Source organism: uncultured Psychroserpens sp. (assembly GCF_947492715.1).
Classification (GTDB): domain Bacteria; phylum Bacteroidota; class Bacteroidia; order Flavobacteriales; family Flavobacteriaceae; genus Psychroserpens.
In genome coordinates, this window is sequence record NZ_CANLNS010000001.1 from 721,054 (window position 1) to 738,289 (window position 17,236).

The following is a 17,236-nucleotide window of genomic DNA, read 5'->3' on the forward strand; positions in this document are numbered from 1 at the left end:
ACATAAGTAATGTCAAAAGTTACAGGTAAAGTTGCACAAATAGTTGGTCCAGTTATCGATGTAGAATTCGGAGCTGGTTCTGAACTTCCAAAAATCTATGATTCTTTAGAAATTAAAAAAGCTGATGGTTCTATATTAGTATTAGAAGTACAGTCTCACATTGGTGAAGATACTGTACGAACTATTGCAATGGATTCATCTGATGGTTTAAGTAGAGGAACAGAAGCTACTGCAACTGGTGCTCCAATTCAAATGCCAATTGGTGGAGATATCTACGGACGTCTTTTCAACGTAATTGGTGATGCCATTGATGGTATTGGAGATTTACCAAAATCTGGCGATAACGGTTTACCAATTCACAGACAAGCGCCTAAGTTTGAAGATTTATCAACGTCTACAGAAGTTTTATTTACTGGTATTAAAGTAATCGATTTAATTGAGCCTTATGCAAAAGGTGGTAAAATTGGTTTATTTGGTGGTGCAGGTGTTGGTAAAACTGTATTAATTCAGGAGTTGATTAATAATATTGCAAAAGGACATGGTGGACTTTCAGTATTTGCTGGTGTAGGTGAACGTACTCGTGAAGGTAATGATTTACTTCGTGAAATGTTAGAATCAGGAATTATCAAGTATGGTGATGATTTCATGCACTCTATGGAAGATGGTGGATGGGATTTATCTAAAGTTGATAAATCTGCAATGAAAGACTCTAAAGCAACTTTCGTTTTCGGACAAATGAACGAGCCTCCTGGAGCTCGTGCTCGTGTAGCACTTTCAGGATTAACTATAGCAGAATATTTCCGTGATGGAGCTGGTGATGGACAAGGAAAAGATGTTCTTTTCTTCGTAGATAACATCTTCCGTTTTACACAAGCTGGATCTGAGGTATCTGCATTACTTGGTCGTATGCCTTCTGCGGTAGGTTACCAACCAACATTAGCAACAGAAATGGGTGCAATGCAAGAGCGTATTACATCAACAAAGAAAGGATCTATTACTTCTGTACAAGCGGTTTACGTACCTGCAGATGATTTAACCGATCCTGCTCCTGCTACAACGTTTGCTCACTTAGATGCAACTACAGTATTATCTCGTAAAATTGCTGAGCTTGGTATCTATCCTGCGGTAGATCCATTAGATTCTACATCAAGAATCTTAACTGCCGATATTTTAGGTAATGATCACTACGATTGTGCACAACGTGTAAAAGAGTTATTACAACGCTATAAAGAATTACAAGATATTATTGCCATCTTAGGTATGGAAGAATTATCTGAAGAAGATAAAATGGCTGTAGGTAGAGCAAGACGTGTACAACGTTTCTTATCTCAACCATTCCACGTAGCAGAACAATTTACAGGTATTCCTGGTGTATTAGTTGATATTAAAGAAACTATTAAAGGATTTAATATGATTATGGATGGTGAATTAGATCACTTACCAGAAGCAGCATTTAACCTTAAAGGAACTATTGAAGAAGCAATTGAAGCTGGAGAAAAAATGCTTGCAGAAGCTTAATCTAAAATTATAAAAACATGCTTTTAGAAATTGTATCACCAGAAGCTACACTATTTAGCGGAGAAGTAACTAGCGTTACAGTACCAGGTGTGATGGGTGAATTTGAAATGTTAAATAATCACGCGCCTATTATCTCTTTATTAAAAGAAGGTCATGTGAAAATTAACGGCAACATTACTTTAGAAGAAAATGTTGAATCCTTATTCAATAAAACAGATAAAGGATTTTGGCTACCAATTACTTCTGGAACAATTGAAATGAAAGATAATAAAGTTATTGTTTTAGCAGACTAAGACAGTATATTTATTTACACATATATAAAACGTCAAACTTTTAGTTTGGCGTTTTTTTATGCGCATATTCTTAAACTTTCTTTATCACATTAGTGACAATACCCCAAATCACAAAGTTATTCGCTTCGGTGATATGTATTATAGGATAATCTGGGTTTTCGGGCTGTAACCACATTTGATTATCTGAAACCCGCAAACGTTTCACTGTAAACTCTCCATCTAAAAAACAAACGGCTATTTTATTATTAGCTGGTTCTATACTTCTATCAATAACCAATAAATCATTATCCTCTAATCCTGCACCAATCATAGATTGCCCACTCACACGAGCGTAAAAAGTAGTGTCCTTATTTTTGACTAGCTCTGCATCTAATGACAAACGCTGCTCATTAAAGTCTTCTGCTGGCGATGGAAAACCAGCCGAAATTCCTGCATCAAATAATTGTGCTGCCGCACCTTCAATAACTTCTGGTATAAAGAAGTCTAAATGTTCTGTGTTTTGTGTTTTCATATGGATATAAATTTTGTTAATCACTGTAAGCACTTAAATATCCTTACATCTGCTTTATAGCTTCTAATTCTACGCGTAACTCTTGAAACATGGCCATAATATTACTCATCTTTAATTCCTTTTCATCATACTCCTGCGTATTAATACAACACGTAAACTCCCAAAGCTCTAAAATAGCCTCTTTTCTAACCAAATACGGTTCATAAGATGTATTATCTGAACTTAATAATAGATTAACCTCATCGTCTTTCGGTATATAAACACGTTTGTATACCAAACCATCATTCTTTGTTAATACAATATAGGTTCTTCCGTTTTTAACTTCATCAATAGATTCAACAAATTTTGCAACAATAAATGCTCCATCCTTTACTGGTAACATAGAATCTCCTTTTATAGGAAACGCACGATGTGTTCCTGTTGGTAAAAAAGGCAGTTTAATTTTTTGCAATTGCTCAATATATTCTGGATCATCATAACCTTCAAGATAACCTGCAGATGCCTTTGTTGGAATAATTTCAATCAAATCTTCATTATCTTCATTAACTGTGATAGGAAATAGTACACGTTTATTTCCTATTTGTATAAATGATGTGTCTTTGGCTTGTCTTAAATCTTTTTTAACTAAGATATCTATGGGTATATTTATATAGCGAGATAACTCAATTAATCGCTCAATTGGAGGCTCAGAACGTCCTTCTTCATAAGATCCTACCATTGATCTTGACCAACCTAATTCTTCTGCAAAACGTTCTTGTGAGAACTTTTTCAAGGAACGTAAATGCCTAATATTTGCTTGTATATTTTTCATTATTAAAATGACTTTAACAGTATTTACTACAAATATAAGCAACAATTACTACAAATAGTAGTTAATTTTGTTAATCCTTGTCATGTATCTTAATTGTCACACATATTACAGTCTACGTTATGGTTCAATTGCACCAAAACAATTGCTTGCTATGGCCTTTGCAAACAATTTAAATACTTTAGCACTTACTGATATTAACAATACTTCTGCATGCTTAGACTTTGTACGTCTTTCTAGCAACTATAATATTAAACCAATTCTTGGCGTAGATTTTAGAAATGGTACAGAACAGCAATTTATTTTAATTGCTAAAAACAATAATGGTTTTCAAAATATTAATCATTACTTATCTAAACATTTATACAATCAAGAGCTAAAAATTCCTGACCGACCAGAAACAAAAATCAATGACTGTTATGTCATTTATCCATATCTAAAAGGAGTAGATTATAATTTAAAAACCGATGAATTTTTAGGGGTTACCCCTAAAGACCTTAATAACCTTAAATTTTCTCGTTGGAATACACTGCAACATCAATTAGTGATTTTAAAAACAGTCTCCTTTCAAAATAAAAAAGGATTCAACACTCATCGTTTGTTGCGTGCTATTGACAATAATACTTTACTAAGTAAACTTCCTAAGACCGAAGAAGGAGATTCTAATCATACGATGATGCCTTACCAACAGCTGTGCAGTACCTATGAAGAGTTTCCAACACTTATTGAAAACACAAAACAGTTAATGGACAAATGTTCTATTAATTTTGACTTCTCGCAACAAATACCAAACAATCAAAAAACATACACTAATAGCGAAGTTCTAGATTTTAAACTTTTAAAAAAACTCACCTATGAAGGTTTACACTATCGCTACAAAGATCCAGATACAACTATTTTTAAACGTATAGAAAAAGAACTTTCTATTATTAATGCAAAAGGGTTTGTATCCTATTTTTTAATTAATTGGAAAATTTTAAAATACGCACGTAGTAAAGGTTATTTCTATGTTGGTCGTGGTAGTGGGGCCAATAGTATTATTGCCTACCTACTTCGTATTACAGATGTAGATCCTATAGAACTCGATTTATATTTTGAACGTTTTATTAATCTCTTTCGGCAAAACCCACCAGATTTTGATATTGATTTTTCCTGGAAAGACCGTGATGATATTACCCAATTCATTTTCAAAACTTTTAAAAACACAGCACTTATAACAGTTTATAATACTTTTAAATTTAGAGCATCGGTTCGAGAATTAGGTAAAGTTTTTGGTTTACCTAAATCGGAAATGGATATACTCACTAGAGGGAAGTATAATATCAATCAGCTCGATCAATTGTCACAACTCGTTATTAAATACAGTACTTATATTGAAGGTTTTCCAAATTATTTAGGTATCCATGCTGGAGGTATATTAATTTCAGAAAAACCCATTCATTATTATGGTGCTACATTTATGCCTCCTAAAGGATTTCCTACGACACAGTTTGATATGGTAGTTGCTGAAGATATTGGCTTATATAAGTTTGATATTTTAAGTCAACGCGGACTAGGAAAGATAAAGGATGCTGTTGCCATTGTTAGATATAATCGCCCTCAATTACCACCAATAGATATTCATGATATAAAACGTTTTAAAAAAGACGAACGCATTAAATATTTACTTCGGAATGCTAAAGCAATTGGTTGTTTTTATGTAGAATCACCAGCTATGCGTATGCTTCTAAAAAAGTTACAGGTTGACAATTATTTAGGATTGGTTGCAGCAAGTTCGGTAATTCGTCCTGGTGTTGCCAAAAGCGGAATGATGCGTGAGTATATTTTAAGGTATCGTTATCCCGAAAAGCGCAAAGAAGCACACCCTGTACTATCTAAACTTATGCCAGAAACTTATGGTGTTATGGTTTACCAAGAAGATGTTATTAAAGTAGCTCATCACTTTGGCAGACTCACTTTAGGAGAAGCCGATATGTTACGACGAGGGATGTCTGGAAAGTTCCGTTCACGAGAAGAATTTTTGAAGGTGAAACAACAGTTTTTTGATAATTGTAAAACAGCTGGAGAACCAGAAGCATTTACTGCAGATGTTTGGCGACAAATTGAAAGTTTTGCTGGCTATGCTTTTGCAAAAGGTCACTCTGCATCTTATGCAGTAGAAAGCTATCAAAGTCTTTTTTTAAAAGCCTATTTCCCATTAGAATACATGACAGCCACCATTAATAATTTTGGAGGGTTTTACAGAACCGAACTCTATGTACATGAAGCAAGAATGCATGGAGGAATTATAAAGCCACCATGTATCAATACAAGTTTTACTCAAGCTATTATTAAAGCCAAGACCATATATTTAGGGTTTATGTTTTTGCAATCATTCGAATCTAAACTTATGAAGCAAATCATTGCAGAACGTGAGCAACATGGGACTTATAAAACTCTTGATGATTTTATTGAACGCATTCCTATTTCCGTAGAACAAATCTCTATCTTAATTAAAATTAATGCGTTTAGGTTTACTAAAACAAATAAGCGAGAATTGCTTTGGGAAGCACATCTAAAAATTAGTAAAACTGTAATTCAGGAGCATATTATGACCTTATTTAAAACAGAAAAAATAAGTTATAAAACACCTCAACTGTCAAGTACAGATTTAGAAAATGCTTTTGATGAAATAGAACTCTTAGGCTTTCCTTTATGTAACCCATTTCATTTACTAAACAAACCGTCTTTAACACATATACGTGCTAAACATTTAATAGGTTTTCAACATAAAACAATCACTATTGAAGGCTATCTAATTACAACAAAAAACACAACTACCTCAAATGGAAAACGCATGTACTTTGGCACTTTTTTGGATTACGATGGTGATTTTATAGACACCGTTCATTTTCCTCCTATAGCTGCAAAATATCCATTTAGAGGCAACGGTATTTATTCGATTACAGGAAAAGTAATACTAGAATTTGGATGCGTTAACATTGAAGTCTCTAACATGGAACGTCTTGCAATTATAGAAGACCCGCGTTATGCAATAGACTCTTCAAATCCAACATTCCAAAAGAAAAGAAATTTTGAAGATTTAAAAGTACGCTATGAGTAACAATCGATCTATAGTACATATGGACTTAGATACTTTTTTTGTGTCTTGCGAGCGACTCTTAGACAGTAGGCTTAATGGAAAACCTGTGCTTATTGGTGGTACAAGTGATCGAGGTGTTGTTGCATCTTGCAGCTATGAAGCTAGAACATATGGCATACACTCTGCCATGCCCATGCGTATGGCGAAACAACTATGCCCTGAAGCAATCATACTAAGAGGAAACTCTGGAATATATACCAAATTCTCACAAAATGTAACTGAGGTAATAAAAGAAACCGTTCCGTTATATGAAAAAACCTCTATAGATGAATTTTACCTAGATCTCACCGGAATGGATAAGTTTTTTGGGTGTCATAAATTGGCTTCAGAATTACGTCAACGCATTATTAAAGAAACAGGTTTACCTATTTCATTTGGCCTATCACTCAATAAAACTGTATCCAAAATTGCCACAGGTGAAGCAAAACCTAATAATGAAATACGTGTTATTTCAGGAACAGAAAAGCCATTTTTAGCTCCTCTTTCAGTTAAAAAAATACCAATGGTTGGACATGTCACTTACAAAGCGTTATGTGATTTAGGTGTGAAACGGATTAAAACTGTACAAGATATGCCTATGGAACTCATGCATAAAGTGCTAGGTAAAAACGGACTTTCTATATGGAAAAAAGCAAACGGTATAGATAATAGCCCAGTAGTTCAATATCATGAACGCAAATCAATTTCTACAGAACGTACTTTTAATAGAGATACAACTGATGTTTCAAAACTTAAAGGTATTGTTATTGCTATGGCAGAAAATTTAGCATATCAATTACGTCGTGGAAATAAATTAACAGCTTGCGTAACATTTAAAATACGTTATTCTGATTTTCAAACCTATACGCAACAGCAACGTATTCCGTATAGCGCAATGGATCATTCTATTATTCCTGTAGTATTAGATTTATACAAAAAACTTTATAACCGTAGATTATTAGTACGTTTAGTTGGTGTGAAATTTAGCCATTTAGTAGAAGGTGGTCATCAAATTCATTTATTTGAAGATGACGAAAAGCTATTACATTTAAGTCAGGCCATAGATAAAATGCGAGAACGTTATGGCGATCGAGCAGTCATTAATGCAGCAGGAATGGAAGCCAAATCTATTAGTAGGTGGAATCCTTTCACAGGAGAACCCCCTCCTCTATTGGCTAATAGAAGACAATAATAAAATCGTCATTTTAAATCTATGAAATTGGTAAACTAATAAGTTCCCAAGTTTCATTGTTTGAAACATAGGTTTTTAAAAGTTCAAAACCTACAGCTTGATGCGCTTTAGACGAACGTACATTTTTGACATTAACCTCGGTAATTATAGCTTTAAAATCTGGCTTTAAAACGTTGGACATAAACCTATACAATCCTCTAAAAATGCCTTGTTTTCTATATGGTTTAGAAACACAAACTTGTCCCATTACAATATAATTTAGCCGCTTAGGTATTATAGACTCAATCTCGTTAAACATAGAAATTAATATAGGAATTTCATCTTTAAATTGTTTAGTCATGCATAAGGCATACCCAACAATATGACCATCGTGTTTTGCAATAATATGCGCGCAAGAATCATTCATGCGTTTTAAAATATCAAAGGAATGATGAATGGTGACATAGCCTTCTTTTTCTTGTTCTGAAACTGTTATTCTTTTGGGCAGGTTATCGCTTTGAAGTCTTAAAATAGCATTTAATTCATCATCCGTTTTTACTCTATGATATGTAATATCAGTTATCGACATACTCTAAAATATCGGCAGGTTGACACTCTAAAGCTTCGCAAATAGCTTCCAAAGTAGAAAACCTAATTGCCTTGGCTTTTCCAGATTTTAAGATCGACAAGTTTGCTGTAGTAATACCAATAATCTCAGCCAAGTCTTTACTTTTCATTTTTCGCTTAGCAAGCATTACATCAAGATTAACAACTATTGGCATAATTAGATGGTTAAATTGTTTTCTCGTTGCATTTTATTCCCAGACCTTAATAGCGCGCTCAAAACAATAAGCGAAAGTCCTACTAAAAGGAATGAAAAATCAAAACCTAAATGCGAACTCATCGTTATATCCATATATTTTAAGGCATCATCTAAAGGGGTTATACGAATCTCTTTTAATGCTCTCCCCAGAACAGAATTAATTATTATGGAGAGTAACACCTTAACAATCATTATTACTCCTAATATTTGTATTAATCTATATAGCTTTTGAGAAAACCGAATATCGATTCTTAGCATCTTAAATATATTCTTAAGAAAGAAGAAAACAAATATTAAAATGACAAAATCCATATAAGTTCTAAGCACAATAAGCACTTTATCGAATGCTGTTTTAGGTTTTATACGTATATAACCATCTCCCCTAAGCACTTTAGAAGTTAGTTCGAAATTATCTTCCATTCCATAATTATTGATACTTATAATAGTCTTAAAATTTAAGGAATCCTTTATAGTTATTGGAGTAGCATATTGAGGTATCGTATAATATCTTTTCTTCCCATTAGTATCAATCTCTTCTTCATAATTAGTAAAAAGTATATTATTAAACATCGGGCTTTTAGGTCTTACTTCAAACTTAACAGGCATTTCATACCCATGTGAGCTATTAAATTTCGGAGAAAAATTACCCATTTTACCATCGTCAGTAAAGACCTCGGTAACTAATGCAAAGCCAAAAGCGATAATTAATAAATAAAACGAGATACTACATATCAAAAATAGTATATCGGCAAGTGCTGTTCCTGTTTTCATAATCAAATAGTTAAATCGTTTTCCTCTTTAATAACGCCTCCATTTTTAATAAAATCAGAAAAGATTAACAAGCCCATTCCAACTAAAACTACCAAAAAAGCCATAATAAAACTATTTATCAATTCGTTCAATTTAAATTCGTTTCTAGCTAAAATAATATAAGCAGTCCTAAGTAATGCAAAGCCCACAAAAATTAAACCTGCCTTTCTAAATTTAAGTTCACTAATACGATTAAAAAAGCCATCTTTTATGATATGTTTTATGCCTTGTTGAATCTTAAAAGACCCCATTAAAATAACACTTAAAAGCCCCGTTAAAATAAGATTATTAAACGCACCTAAGACATGATTTTTAGTTTGACTAGAATTAACAATATCTGGAATTACCAGTCCAAAAATTTGCGTCACAATTAAAACAAACGTTGCAAGGTTTATAAAAATTAGTAATCGGTATAATAATTTAACTTTCTTCATATGTTGCATGTATAAACAATAGTCATTTCTACAATTGTATTAATAGTTATAAGTAGATTCATTTACCCAATGAAACTTCCGATTGATGAGTCTAAAATCAGATTCAGGTTTTCTTTTGAAATAAACTTGTAGCGAATCTCCGTCTAGAACACCCTTTAATTCTAAGGTTGTATCATCATTCAAATTATAAAAAAAATGTTGTGGAATTAAATCTGCTTCGCGATTAAAAACAATCTTCTTTTGTACAGTATCGAATTTAAATTGATATCTATCTATGGAATCGTTCATCTTTTTTATCGCTGCCTTTTTCTTAAGATCTACTATTAAATATCGCCATCTATAAGTATCTGTTAGAAGTGGTGGTATTGTGTCTTTGTTTTTTATAAATAACTGCGATTCCCAAATACCATAAAACTCAGATTTCGATTTTAATTGTTCCCTCAGTTCAAATTGAACGAAACATTGAACGATTAGAATTAATGTAAGCAAGACGACAACAAACCCTCTACCTCCTCGTATTACTTTTTTTAAAGTTCCATTAGCTAAAGGTTTATAGAATTCAATCTTTTCTACCGTTTTATTTTTAAAGAACATATTAATTATACGATACCTATCTGGCCATAGGAGTATAATAGCCATCAATGTAAGGTGCATTGAAAATAATTTTACAGGAATATCATAAATAAGATTCATCACAACAACATTGGTCATTACACCAACAATAATGAGACTCCCAATTGTTTGTGTTTTACGATAAAGAAGTAAAACGCCTCCAAGAATTTCTATAAAACCAATAAAAATACTATAAGCCAGAGAATAACCCATAAACGTCCATGCTAATCCCATAGGAGACATTTCTCCAACAGGTTGCATTAATAATTCTAAGCTAGGGCTTCCAAATTGGCCGTTAAAAACTTTAGCTAGACCATAAAAAAGCATCGCAATAAACAACGCCACTCTAAGAATAACTTGAAACCAATAGAAAAGTGTGTTATACGAGTGCCTTTTACGATCAGCAACAGTCCAAATTATGCTTACGAGTAATGCCAAAACTAAATTTAAAGCAAAGCGAACATAGTCGAAAGAGCGATCACCACTTCCTGTGCTTTCCGTACTGAAATCTGAACCCCAACCTAGAAAAATATCAGCAAACCATCTCAAAAACCCTTCAAATAATAGTGCTGTAAACAACAGCAAAATGAACAATATAACATACGAAAAAAAGACTCTAAAAGCGATTTTATCTATGATACTCCAATTCGTTTTTTGATGTTTAACACTTTCCATAGCAAATTTCATTTTAAATGGTTAGATCATTTTCTTCTTTTGCCTGTTTTCCGCGTTTAAAAATTTCGGCAAGAACGTAAAATGCTAAACCCGCAGGAATTAGGAACATAAACTCAGTCTTGAGTTCATCGAAAAAGTCGAATGTAGATTTTCCAACGGCAGCTAATAGAAATCTCAAGACCAAAACACTAATTGTATATTGAATAAAGATGTTTCCTATTTTTTTAAAATATCTAATATTATTATCACTAAAGTAATGCCCATTATCTATCTCTTTCAGAATAGATAAAAAATAGGAAAATCCATAAATGAGATACCCTTTCCAAAAAAATATCCCTGCACTAATAGTATAATAACTCCATTTAATGGCATTTTGTGACGTGAGCCAAGTTTCGTTTTTATTTGCAGATTTCGCCCAATTTTGAAATTCTTTAAACTGATTAAAGTCAAACTCGCGCATATCATTAAGTAATACCGAAATTGATGTAAGCAAAACACCCCATGTAATTACAGTTAAAAGGTTGGTATTATCTTTCATTACAATCTATTTTATTATCGTTTAACGATAACAAATATATAAAAATTATTGATAAACAATAATTTTTTATTTAAAAAAGACAATTTTTATTCTCTTTAATTCACTCTTTATTAACTATTTCATTAGCTATCTTTGTCCTTATGGATTCAATTATTACTTACACCAGAAAAGTTCCTATTTGGAAGATTATAGCAGGAATTGCTGCAATATTGGTTGGACTTTATGGATTGATTAAATTAGACCTTCGAATGTTAGTTCCCATTTTATTCGGTTTAGTTCTTTTAAAAACGGAAGGCTCAGACATTAATTTAAAATCTAATACCTACAGAAAAACCATTTCATTTCTGGGTATTCGTTTTGGTACTTGGCGAACATTAGAAAACCTAGAATACATCTCAGTTTTTAATACAACCGAAGACATCACATTAAGAGCACTTACCGCAGAAACAACAAATTCTTTACCAATAATAGTTTTAAACCTCTTTTATGAAAGAAATAAAAAAATAACTGTTTACAAAACTGAAAATGTCAAAGACGCTTTCAATGTTGCATCACATATTGCAGATGCCTTAATAATTGATCTTTTAGACGCCACAGAAAAAGGCGATTACAAATGGGTAAACAAAGATATTTTAAGAGAAAAAGGAGAACTAGTTTATATCGATTAATTGTACATGATGTTACCTAAAAAACTTCAGCATAAACTTAATAAGCGAAAAGAAGACAACGCATTTCGAACCCTAGGTTCGTCTGCTAATCTTATTGATTTTTCGTCAAATGATTATCTAGGTTTTTCGAAATCAAAAGCTCTACACGACATATCGATAAACATTTTAAAAACACAACATACTGTTCAAAACGGTGCAACAGGATCCAGACTTTTATCTGGAAATCATCCATTATATGACATAGTAGAACAACATATAAGTACATTTCATAATGCTGAAAGTGCCCTTATTTTCAACTCTGGTTATGACGCTAATTTGGGCTTCTTTTCTTGTGTGCCTCAACGACATGATATTATCCTTTATGACGAATACTGCCATGCTTCAATTAGAGACGGTATCACAATGAGCCACGCTAAAGCCTACAAATTTAAGCACAATGATCTTTTAAATTTAGAGCAACTTATTAACGAGCATTCTCGGTTTGTTTCAGAATCTCAAAACAGTATTTATGTTGTTACAGAATCTATATTTTCAATGGATGGGGACGCTCCAGATTTAATTAATCTATCTCAACTTTGCAAAGCACATCATGCTCACCTTGTTGTTGACGAAGCACATGCTATTGGTGTTTTTGGAAATAATGGTAATGGTCTCATTGCTCAACACCAACTTGAAACTCATGTTTTTGCTAGAATTGTAACATTTGGAAAGGCTTTAGGGGCTCATGGCGCTGCCATTTTATGTAGTCAAAAACTAAGAGACTATCTTATCAATTTTTCAAGACCATTTATTTATACCACTGCGCTTCCACCACACACTTTAGCCTTAATAAAAGCTGCCTACGATACGCTACAAAACCATAAATCTGATACATCCTCTTTACATTCTAATGATATACTTAGACTTCATAATAATATTAAGTTCTTTACATCTGAAATCGCTCTGCTAAAGATGCAAGAGCATTTTATAGACAGCAACTCTGCTATTCAATGTTGCGTCATCCCCGGAAATGATAACGCTAAACATATATCCAATCTGTTGCATGAAAAAGGATTCAATGTTAAAGCCATTTTATCTCCTACTGTTCCAAAAGGGAAAGAACGTTTAAGATTTTGCATACATTCCTTTAATACTGAAAAAGAAATATCGGAAGTCTTGCGCATACTTACTACCTTTGTAAAAACATTGTGAACAGCGCATGTTTTAACCCTAAATGAGTCAGAAATTTAAAACCATAGCACGATTTCAATACACAACTGAAGCTCAAATTATTAAAGGACGGTTGGAAGCTGAAGGCATAAAAGTCTTTTTACAAGATCATCTCACAATTGATACAGATCCCTTAGTAAGCAACGCTATTGGAGGCGTAAAATTGAAAGTGCTATCTGAAGACGCCATGAAAGCGCAACATATTTTGAGTACTATTAAAAGGTACTCCTTAGACGATGAAGGAAATACCATTCATTGCCCTAATTGTAATAGCGAAAAAATAGAATTATTTTCTACGATTACAGATTTTAAGTCCTTTTTTTCCTTTTTAGTTGGATTTTTATTTGGAACACTTCCATTTCATACGCGCTATAAATATAAATGCGAAACTTGTAGTACAGAATTTAAACAAAAATGAACACATACTTTATCACAGGAATAGGAACCGATGTTGGCAAAACCGTAGCCTCAGCAATACTCACAGAAGCACTCGAAGCTGATTACTGGAAACCAATACAAGCTGGAGAATTAGAACATTGTGATACTAAAAAAGTACAATCTTATGTCTCTAACTCTAAATCACATTTTCACAAAAACACATATGCTCTGCACACACCAATGAGCCCACATGCAGCAGCAGATATTGATGGTGTCTCAATACAACTAAAAAACATAAAACCGCCTCAAACAGATAACCATTTGGTAATTGAAGGCGCAGGAGGTCTACTTGTTCCAATTAACCATAGCAATACCATTCTGGATCTCATTAAACCAAATTATAAAGTTATTGTGGTTTCTAGGCATTACTTGGGCAGTATTAACCATTCCTTGCTCACTATTAATTTGTTGTTAGAAAAAGGGTTTGATGTTTCTGTTATTTTCAGCGGAAATGAGCACAAAACAACCGAAGATATCATTATAAAAATGACCAAAGTCAATGTAATTGGACGCATAAATGAAGAACCTTATTTTGATAAAAATGTAGTAAAAGCATATGCCGAAACATTTAAAGATAAATTATGAGCTTAAAAGAAAGAGATAAAAAACACATTTGGCATCCATTAACTCAACATAAATTGCATCCCGAAGCTATTGCTATCACAAAAGCTAAAGATTGCACCTTAACTGATGAAGATGGTAATACCTACATTGATGCAATTGCTTCATGGTACACTTGTATGTATGGGCATTGCAATCAAGATATCGTCAATAAGGTTTCAGAACAAATGAATAGACTAGATCAGGTTGTATTTAGTGGTTTCACCCATGAACCTGCTGTTCAACTTTCAGAAGCTCTAATTGCTATTCTCCCAGAAAATCAAAACAAGATTTTTTTTAGTGACAATGGCTCAACATCTGTCGAAATAGGAATTAAAATGGCACTGCAATATCATTTTAACACAGGTGAAAAACGACATACTTTAATTGCATTTGAAGACGGATTTCATGGTGATACATTTGGAGCAATGAGTGTTTCCGGCTTATCAGTTTATAATGGTCCTTTTGAAGATTTTTTTTTAGACGTTAAACGTATTCCAACGCCTAATGGTCATAACCATGATATTATTTTAAAGCAACTGGAAGACATCACAGCTAATCATAAGGTAGCAGGTTTTGTGTACGAGCCTTTAGTACAGGGAGCAGCGGCCATGAAGATGCATGATGCCAATGGATTAGAATTAATTTTAAAGTTTTGCAAATCAAATCAAATCATTACTGTTGCTGACGAAGTGATGACTGGTTTTGGAAAAACAGGACGCTATTTTGCTTCAGACTATATGGAAACCAAACCAGACGTCATCTGCTTAAGTAAAGCACTAACCGCTGGCCTATTACCTATGGCAATAACGAGTTGTTCTCAAAACATCTATGACGCATTTTATAGTGACGAGATTGGCAAAGGTTTATTTCATGCCCATACATACTCTGCTAACCCAATAGCTTGTACAGCTGCATTAGCAGGGATTGAATTATTAACTTCTGATAAGATTCAAGACGATATAAAACGAATCATAACATCTCATCAAGCATTCGATAATCATATCAAGACACACCCAAAAGTAGCATCTACTCGGCAAACTGGAATTATATTTGCTTTAGATCTTCAAATTGAAATGGAACGTTATGGAAATTTGCGTGATAAACTTTTCAACTTCTTTATGCAAAATGGTGTATGCCTGAGACCATTAGGAAATACCATTTACATCTTAGCGCCTTATGTGATTTCAGAAAAGGAACTAGACACAGTGTATCGAGTTATTGAGGGTGTATTAGATATTTTATAATGGGTTAATCCCCTTCCATAGTCTTTTTTAATAAATTAATTTTTTCCTGAGTGTCTTTAATAACTACATAAAGTTTTTCGTATTGCCATCCTTCATTGTCTTTTTCGGCAAGAACAACAATAACTCCTTCTCCTTTTTCTCCTTTAATAGGGATTTTTAAATCGGCCTCTCCTGTACTATTATTAATGGTAATATTGCCTTGAAAAAGACCATCCGTATCAATAGATTCTCCCAAAGCCAATTGAACCTCGTTATTGTCTTTAGCAGATTCAACGGCATATTCATAAGGTGCAGATTCTTTTATAATTTTAGACACGCCAAAAATTGCCGCACCTATTCCAAATATAAATAGCAATATAACTCCTAGGCATCCTCCTACAGGTAAAACCCAAAGCCAGTTTCTGCCAAACCAACTTTTTTGACGTATTTGTTCCATAATTATGATTGATTTATTTGATAGGTATCATTTAATTCTGTTTTGTTACTTAAACTATCATCATTTTATGTTTACATAAATATACAATATCCTATTTTTGCATAAAATTTAATTGCCCTTGCAACAACCAATCTCTATAACAGCTATCTCTTCAATATCTCCTTTGGGATCACATCCCGATGAGATTTGGAAAAACTATATAAACAAGAATCATTTTTTTATAGAAGAAAAAGATGTACTAATAGCTAAAATTGATTCTGAAACTAAACAGAAAATTGAGTTGCTAAAGCAGTCCAACGTTAAATACAAAAATTTAGACAATACCGTATTATTTGCCATTCATACATCGAGAGAAGCTATAAAAAAAGCCAACTGGAAGTCGAGTGATAACTTCGGAATTAATATTGGTTCTTCTCGTGGTGCTACAGCCCTATTCGAAAAATATCATAAAGGATTTATTAAAAATAAAAAAGCAAATACTTTAACCTCTCCAACAACTACTTTAGGAAATATTTCTTCATGGGTTGCACATGATTTACAAACAAAAGGTCCAGAAATTTCGCATTCAATTACGTGTTCCACTGCTTTGCATGCCATGCTTAATGGCATTGCTTGGATTAGTGCTGGACTATGCGATAAATTTTTAGTTGGAGGAAGCGAAGCGCCTTTAACTCCTTTTACTATTGCCCAAATGCAAGCCTTAAAAATTTACGCAAAAACCAATATCAACCCCTATCCAAACCAGTCTCTTAATATTAACAAAAAAGACAATACAATGATCCTTGGAGAAGGCGCGGCAATGGCATGTTTGGAATCTGGTAACGCGCCAAATGCGATAGCCACCATAATTGGAATGGGTTATGCTACCGAAATCTTAGAACATAGTGCCTCACTATCAACAAATGCACTTTGCTTTCAACAATCTATGGCTATGGCTATAGGTAGTTTAAACCCAGATGATATTGATGTTATTGTTACGCATACTCCAGGAACAATTAAAGGCGATTTGGCCGAAATAAATGCTATCAATACAATTTTTTGTAACAAAACACCATCATTAACTACTAATAAGTGGAAGATAGGTCACAGCCTTGGTGCTTCCGGACTTTTAAATATTGAAATGGCAATAATGATGTTGCAACACGAGATGTTTATTTCAATACCTTACCTAAAAGCCAAAACACCTCAACGCATCAAAAACGTACTGGTTAATGCCGTAGGTTTTGGCGGAAATGCCGTATCTATCTTATTGTCAAAATAACATTTGATATATATTGTAAGACTCTTTTAAAGGTCTTATATTTCAGTATTAATTTTTAACACT

19 protein-coding genes are annotated in these 17,236 nt (G+C 33.2%); 10 read left to right on the forward strand and 9 right to left on the reverse strand.

All coding sequences use genetic code 11. The features are described from left to right. Window positions 1–9: 9 nt before the first annotated feature. Together atpD and Q0787_RS03305 are read left to right on the forward strand one after the other, a co-directional pair. A complete protein-coding gene (gene atpD, locus Q0787_RS03300; protein WP_298900801.1) occupies window positions 10–1,518 on the forward strand; it encodes a F0F1 ATP synthase subunit beta in 1,509 nt (502 codons plus the stop codon). A gap of 17 nt (window positions 1,519–1,535) precedes the next feature. Next, on the forward strand, window positions 1,536–1,811 hold the full coding sequence (locus Q0787_RS03305; protein ID WP_298900802.1) for a F0F1 ATP synthase subunit epsilon: 276 nt from the start codon (window positions 1,536–1,538) through the stop codon (window positions 1,809–1,811). A gap of 70 nt (window positions 1,812–1,881) precedes the next feature. On the opposite strand, the gene umuD is transcribed toward Q0787_RS03305, so the two are convergent. Beyond that, window positions 1,882–2,322, reverse strand: a complete 441-nt coding sequence (gene umuD, locus Q0787_RS03310) for a LexA family transcriptional regulator (RefSeq protein ID WP_298900804.1) — start codon at window positions 2,320–2,322, stop codon at window positions 1,882–1,884. 43 nt (window positions 2,323–2,365) lie between these two features. After that, window positions 2,366–3,133 (reverse strand): LexA family transcriptional regulator, encoded by a 768-nt coding sequence (locus tag Q0787_RS03315; protein ID WP_298900805.1) that lies wholly within the window; start codon window positions 3,131–3,133, stop codon window positions 2,366–2,368. 82 nt (window positions 3,134–3,215) lie between these two features. Between Q0787_RS03315 and dnaE the strand changes: the two genes are divergently transcribed. After that, window positions 3,216–6,233 (forward strand): DNA polymerase III subunit alpha, encoded by a 3,018-nt coding sequence (gene dnaE, locus Q0787_RS03320; protein ID WP_298900806.1) that lies wholly within the window; start codon window positions 3,216–3,218, stop codon window positions 6,231–6,233. After that, window positions 6,226–7,443 carry a DNA polymerase IV gene (dinB, locus tag Q0787_RS03325; RefSeq protein ID WP_298900807.1) on the forward strand — a complete coding sequence of 406 codons (1,218 nt, stop codon included), beginning with the start codon at window positions 6,226–6,228 and terminating at the stop codon, window positions 7,441–7,443. Before dnaE ends, dinB begins: the two co-directional genes overlap by 8 nt. Window positions 7,444–7,462: 19 nt before the next feature. On the opposite strand, the gene Q0787_RS03330 is transcribed toward dinB, so the two are convergent. From Q0787_RS03330 to Q0787_RS03355, 6 genes are read right to left on the reverse strand one after another with little or no spacing between them, the layout of a single operon-like run. Next, a complete protein-coding gene (locus Q0787_RS03330) occupies window positions 7,463–8,011 on the reverse strand; it encodes a GNAT family N-acetyltransferase (protein ID WP_298900808.1) in 549 nt (182 codons plus the stop codon). Beyond that, window positions 7,998–8,204: a helix-turn-helix transcriptional regulator gene (locus Q0787_RS03335; RefSeq protein ID WP_298900809.1), complete on the reverse strand. Its 207-nt coding sequence runs from the start codon at window positions 8,202–8,204 to the stop codon at window positions 7,998–8,000. The genes Q0787_RS03330 and Q0787_RS03335 overlap by 14 nt, the downstream gene beginning before the upstream one ends. Before the next feature lie 2 nt (window positions 8,205–8,206). Continuing rightward, window positions 8,207–9,016, reverse strand: a complete 810-nt coding sequence (locus tag Q0787_RS03340; RefSeq protein ID WP_298900810.1) for a DUF2975 domain-containing protein — start codon at window positions 9,014–9,016, stop codon at window positions 8,207–8,209. Between the two features lie 2 nt (window positions 9,017–9,018). Next, a complete protein-coding gene (locus Q0787_RS03345; protein WP_298900811.1) occupies window positions 9,019–9,489 on the reverse strand; it encodes a hypothetical protein in 471 nt (156 codons plus the stop codon). A 39-nt stretch (window positions 9,490–9,528) separates the two neighbouring features. Further along, window positions 9,529–10,788, reverse strand: a complete 1,260-nt coding sequence (locus Q0787_RS03350; RefSeq protein WP_298900813.1) for a DoxX family protein — start codon at window positions 10,786–10,788, stop codon at window positions 9,529–9,531. A 1-nt stretch (window position 10,789) separates the two neighbouring features. After that, on the reverse strand, window positions 10,790–11,314 hold the full coding sequence (locus Q0787_RS03355; protein ID WP_298900814.1) for a DUF2975 domain-containing protein: 525 nt from the start codon (window positions 11,312–11,314) through the stop codon (window positions 10,790–10,792). Between the two features lie 140 nt (window positions 11,315–11,454). On the opposite strand from Q0787_RS03355, the gene Q0787_RS03360 reads away from it, so the two are divergent. From Q0787_RS03360 to bioA, 5 genes are read left to right on the forward strand one after another with little or no spacing between them, the layout of a single operon-like run. Then, window positions 11,455–11,982, forward strand: a complete 528-nt coding sequence (locus tag Q0787_RS03360; protein ID WP_298900815.1) for a hypothetical protein — start codon at window positions 11,455–11,457, stop codon at window positions 11,980–11,982. 6 nt (window positions 11,983–11,988) lie between these two features. Beyond that, window positions 11,989–13,173, forward strand: a complete 1,185-nt coding sequence (locus tag Q0787_RS03365) for an 8-amino-7-oxononanoate synthase (RefSeq protein WP_366915873.1) — start codon at window positions 11,989–11,991, stop codon at window positions 13,171–13,173. Window positions 13,174–13,195: 22 nt separating this feature from the next. Beyond that, the gene (locus tag Q0787_RS03370; RefSeq protein ID WP_298900816.1) at window positions 13,196–13,609 is read left to right on the forward strand and encodes a DUF2007 domain-containing protein; all 414 of its coding nucleotides are present in this window, start codon (window positions 13,196–13,198) and stop codon (window positions 13,607–13,609) included. Continuing rightward, window positions 13,606–14,214: a dethiobiotin synthase gene (gene bioD / locus Q0787_RS03375; RefSeq protein WP_298900817.1), complete on the forward strand. Its 609-nt coding sequence runs from the start codon at window positions 13,606–13,608 to the stop codon at window positions 14,212–14,214. The genes Q0787_RS03370 and bioD overlap by 4 nt, the downstream gene beginning before the upstream one ends. Beyond that, window positions 14,211–15,476, forward strand: a complete 1,266-nt coding sequence (gene bioA / locus Q0787_RS03380) for an adenosylmethionine--8-amino-7-oxononanoate transaminase (protein ID WP_298900818.1) — start codon at window positions 14,211–14,213, stop codon at window positions 15,474–15,476. Before bioD ends, bioA begins: the two co-directional genes overlap by 4 nt. Before the next feature lie 4 nt (window positions 15,477–15,480). On the opposite strand, the gene Q0787_RS03385 is transcribed toward bioA, so the two are convergent. Next, a complete protein-coding gene (locus Q0787_RS03385; RefSeq protein ID WP_298900819.1) occupies window positions 15,481–15,912 on the reverse strand; it encodes a cytochrome c oxidase assembly factor Coa1 family protein in 432 nt (143 codons plus the stop codon). 118 nt (window positions 15,913–16,030) lie between these two features. Here Q0787_RS03385 and Q0787_RS03390 point away from each other — a divergent pair, with 118 nt between their 5' ends. Beyond that, the gene (locus tag Q0787_RS03390) at window positions 16,031–17,173 is read left to right on the forward strand and encodes a beta-ketoacyl synthase N-terminal-like domain-containing protein (protein ID WP_298900820.1); all 1,143 of its coding nucleotides are present in this window, start codon (window positions 16,031–16,033) and stop codon (window positions 17,171–17,173) included. Window positions 17,174–17,236 lie beyond the last annotated feature (63 nt).

What these genes read in the sequence shown, in the direction of transcription:
- Q0787_RS03335 (WP_298900809.1), bottom strand. Translation starts at nt 8,204, where the DNA reads ATGCCAATAGTTGTTAATCTTGATGTAATGCTTGCTAAGCGAAAAATG.
- Q0787_RS03360 (WP_298900815.1), top strand. Translation starts at nt 11,455, where the DNA reads ATGGATTCAATTATTACTTACACCAGAAAAGTTCCTATTTGGAAGATT.
- Q0787_RS03355 (WP_298900814.1), bottom strand. Translation starts at nt 11,314, where the DNA reads ATGAAAGATAATACCAACCTTTTAACTGTAATTACATGGGGTGTTTTG.
- Q0787_RS03345 (WP_298900811.1), bottom strand. Translation starts at nt 9,489, where the DNA reads ATGAAGAAAGTTAAATTATTATACCGATTACTAATTTTTATAAACCTT.
- Q0787_RS03305 (WP_298900802.1), top strand. Translation starts at nt 1,536, where the DNA reads ATGCTTTTAGAAATTGTATCACCAGAAGCTACACTATTTAGCGGAGAA.
- dnaE (WP_298900806.1), top strand. Translation starts at nt 3,216, where the DNA reads ATGTATCTTAATTGTCACACATATTACAGTCTACGTTATGGTTCAATT.
- bioD (WP_298900817.1), top strand. Translation starts at nt 13,606, where the DNA reads ATGAACACATACTTTATCACAGGAATAGGAACCGATGTTGGCAAAACC.
- bioA (WP_298900818.1), top strand. Translation starts at nt 14,211, where the DNA reads ATGAGCTTAAAAGAAAGAGATAAAAAACACATTTGGCATCCATTAACT.
- Q0787_RS03385 (WP_298900819.1), bottom strand. Translation starts at nt 15,912, where the DNA reads ATGGAACAAATACGTCAAAAAAGTTGGTTTGGCAGAAACTGGCTTTGG.
- Q0787_RS03330 (WP_298900808.1), bottom strand. Translation starts at nt 8,011, where the DNA reads ATGTCGATAACTGATATTACATATCATAGAGTAAAAACGGATGATGAA.
- Q0787_RS03370 (WP_298900816.1), top strand. Translation starts at nt 13,196, where the DNA reads ATGAGTCAGAAATTTAAAACCATAGCACGATTTCAATACACAACTGAA.
- Q0787_RS03315 (WP_298900805.1), bottom strand. Translation starts at nt 3,133, where the DNA reads ATGAAAAATATACAAGCAAATATTAGGCATTTACGTTCCTTGAAAAAG.
- umuD (WP_298900804.1), bottom strand. Translation starts at nt 2,322, where the DNA reads ATGAAAACACAAAACACAGAACATTTAGACTTCTTTATACCAGAAGTT.
- Q0787_RS03340 (WP_298900810.1), bottom strand. Translation starts at nt 9,016, where the DNA reads ATGAAAACAGGAACAGCACTTGCCGATATACTATTTTTGATATGTAGT.
- atpD (WP_298900801.1), top strand. Translation starts at nt 10, where the DNA reads ATGTCAAAAGTTACAGGTAAAGTTGCACAAATAGTTGGTCCAGTTATC.
- dinB (WP_298900807.1), top strand. Translation starts at nt 6,226, where the DNA reads ATGAGTAACAATCGATCTATAGTACATATGGACTTAGATACTTTTTTT.
- Q0787_RS03350 (WP_298900813.1), bottom strand. Translation starts at nt 10,788, where the DNA reads ATGAAATTTGCTATGGAAAGTGTTAAACATCAAAAAACGAATTGGAGT.
- Q0787_RS03365 (WP_366915873.1), top strand. Translation starts at nt 11,989, where the DNA reads ATGATGTTACCTAAAAAACTTCAGCATAAACTTAATAAGCGAAAAGAA.